Source organism: Lacrimispora sp., from assembly GCF_032078915.1.
Lineage (GTDB): Bacteria > Bacillota > Clostridia > Lachnospirales > Lachnospiraceae > Lacrimispora.
In genome coordinates, this window is sequence record NZ_DAMAUN010000100.1 from 16,885 (window position 1) to 19,892 (window position 3,008).

Annotated in this window: 4 protein-coding genes; all 4 read right to left on the reverse strand. The window is 47.1% G+C overall.

The annotated features are described in order from the left end of the window. A partial coding sequence (locus RT269_RS25790; RefSeq protein WP_313186963.1) for a sigma-70 factor domain-containing protein occupies nucleotides 1-442 on the reverse strand: 442 nt, incomplete at its 3' end. Nucleotides 443-546: 104 nt separating this feature from the next. Next, nucleotides 547-1,524, reverse strand: a complete 978-nt coding sequence (locus RT269_RS25795; RefSeq protein ID WP_313186965.1) for a diacylglycerol/lipid kinase family protein — start codon at nucleotides 1,522-1,524, stop codon at nucleotides 547-549. A 4-nt stretch (nucleotides 1,525-1,528) separates the two neighbouring features. Beyond that, on the reverse strand, nucleotides 1,529-2,626 hold the full coding sequence (gene mutY / locus RT269_RS25800) for an A/G-specific adenine glycosylase (RefSeq protein WP_313186967.1): 1,098 nt from the start codon (nucleotides 2,624-2,626) through the stop codon (nucleotides 1,529-1,531). After that, nucleotides 2,626-3,008, reverse strand: a 383-nt coding sequence (locus RT269_RS25805; RefSeq protein WP_331664235.1) for a hypothetical protein, incomplete at its 5' end; no start/stop codon positions are given. The genes RT269_RS25805 and mutY, both read right to left, overlap by 1 nt.

The following is a 3,008-nucleotide window of genomic DNA, read 5'->3' on the forward strand; positions in this document are numbered from 1 at the left end:
AGCGCTCTTTGGCATCATCATCGCCATCCGCTTTTCTCTTCGCAAGGCGCAGTTCTTCCTCTGCATTCAAAAGTGGTACCGTGCCAATTTCCTTCAGGTACATGCGGACAGGGTCTTCCGTTCCGATGCCCTCCAGCAAGTCAATGGCGTCAAGATCAATATCTTCTTCATCCATTTCCTTAATAAAGCCGTCATCAAGATCATCATCCAAAAGCAGGTCGTCTGACATGAGCACATCATCAGTTAAAACGGAATCGTCAATGACCGGGATCACGTCTACGCCGCGATTCTCCAGGTACGTATAAATCTGATCCATCTGCTCTGTTGTCAGTTCTTCCCCCATAAAGAAGTTATTAATCTCCGTTACGTCCAACGCATTTTGCTTCGTTTTTGCAAGTTCGACCAGTTTTCCAAGCTTATCTAAAAAATTATCCTTTTCCACTTAATAACGTCCTTTCGCTAAGAGGTATACATAAAGCCCACACAACTTTTCATTATATACTACCGGAATCCATATTTCAACATATTTCTGCCAAAAAAGCAGTTTTATTGCTTTTTCGGCGTTTTTCTCATAATACGGATTCTTTTCTTCAAATTAATGATATTTACTTCCCTCCTGGTCCCGCCGAATTCCCCATCTAATACCCAGTCAATAGGCTCTTCCGAGAGAATTTTCAAAGACCTTGTCCGAAATTTATGGACGTATTCATTTGGTTCTTCCTTCAGAAACATGTAATTAATGATATTTGTCAAATCCAGAGGAGTTTTGGGTGTTCGTATTAACAGCACTTCAAATTCGCCGTCGTCAAGAGCCACATCCTGTGTCACAAGTCCTTTAAAGCCACCGACGCTCATGGTATTGGTTATCATGCCGAAAATAAACTCCCCCTCCAGTGTCATTTCCTCTTTCTTGCCCCCGCTCTCTGGGCAGGGCCCACCCCGCTTTACCGGGTGTAAAGGTATGCCCGCAGTGCACTCGTCACACTCAATCCGCATCTTATAGGATTGTATGGAAGCCAGGCTCTTCATGCCTTCCAGCATATACGCCTGATGCCCCAGGACATTCTTCTTATCCTGAGGGGTCAAATAAGAAACCTCTGTAAAGGCCCCGAACGCTGCAATATATACAAAGTGCCTGTCCCCGCAGAAACCGCCGATATCAATGGGAAAAGGCTCGCCAAAAACCGCCGCTTCCGCCGCTTTTACCATGCTTTTGGAAATCTTTAAGCTGGAGGCAAAATCATTGGTGGAACCGGCAGGGATGTATCCTAAGTCTGGAATATTGTCCAATTTCATGAGACCGCTTATGGTTTCATTCAAAGTCCCGTCTCCGCCGCTGCACACAACCAGATCAACGCTATCCCCATATGCTGCAGCAGCCTCCATTGCATCACCCGTCCGCTGTGTTACATGGACCAGCAATTCATAACCGGCCTTTGCAAAAATATCCAGGATATCCATCAGCTTATTCCTGATCTGAGCCTTCCCGGAACGCGGATTAAATATAAATAGAATCTTTTTCATTATATCACCTGATCAATTTTGTATACGTCTTAAATGCACCTGGCAGGGAATAAGTTTTTTCTAAGTCTTCCGCAGTAACCCATAAAAAATCTCCATTGGGCCGTTCTCCAAGTTCAATCCGAAATCCTATCATATGCCATTCCACATGGCTGAATATATGCTTTGCAGCAGGAAGAGGCGTTATCTTGGCCTCCTCTACTCCCAGGTTGGCAAGCAGCGCCTCCTCGTTTAAGTGTCCCTCCACATTGGGAAACTCATAAAGAGAAGCCAGAAGCCCCGTATCATCCCGCTTTCGGATGGCAACCCGTCCCTCCTGCCACAGGAGCATTACCGTCTTATCCTCCGCCCTGCGGGCCTTTTTAGGTGTTTTCACCGGAATCTCACCGGTAAGACCCTTGATCCTGGCAATGCAGATGGAGGCCAGGGGACATTGGCTGCACAGGGGCGAACCGTTTGGCACGCAGACAATCGCACCGATTTCAATGAGGCCCTGATTATAAGAGCTGGCTGCCCGTTCCGGCATTACCGCCTTTAATTCCTCTTCCATACGGCTTTTGACTGCCTGCTTTAATATGTCTTCCCTACTGCCTGTTACTCTGGAAACCACCCGTAAAACATTGCCGTCAACCGCCGGGACCGGAATGCCAAATGCGATGGACGCAATCGCACCTGCGGTGTAAGACCCGATCCCCGGAAGCTTTTTAAGCTCCTCGTAGGAAGCCGGAAGCTCTCCGCCATACTGCTCTACAAGAAGCTCTGCTGTTTTCTTTAGATTTTTTGCCCTGCTGTAATAGCCAAGTCCTTCCCAGAGTTTCAGCAACCGGTCTTCCGGCACTGCCGCCAGATCATTGATTCCTGGTAAGGCCTCCATAAAACGCTCAAAATAAGGTTTTACAGCCTCCACTCTGGTCTGTTGGAGCATGATTTCCGATATCCATACCCGGTATGGTTCCGGCTTGTCCCTCCATGGAAGGGCCCTGGCATGCTCCCTGTACCAGGACAAAAGCGGGCGTTCCATGGCTTTTAAACGTTCCCTGGCGCCCAGTTCTTTTTCCTGGGGTTCTAAAACCTGTAATTGATCATAAAGCGAATGGTTCTTCATTACACATATCCATAGATTCCCCGGACAGATACCTCTCCGGAGATCACATGTCTTACTTCTCCCGGCTGTACTTCCACAAGAAGCTCTCCCTTTTCATTAATTCCCAGGGCCACGCCGGTATAATCACCTGATCTGTCCAGAATTCTTACTTCCTTTCCCGTATTGACCATATGCTTATTATAGACACTTATCAGCCCGGATAAATCACCCTGGCTGATAAATTCTTCATAATATTGTTCAAATGCCTCCATAATAGCGGCAACCAACTGGCTTCTTCTCACCTTTTCTCCTGTTTCCAGAAGCAGGGAAGTGGCCATCTGACTTACTTCTTCCGGAAATTCCTCCATATTGACATTGATCCCGATCCCCACCACGACATAAT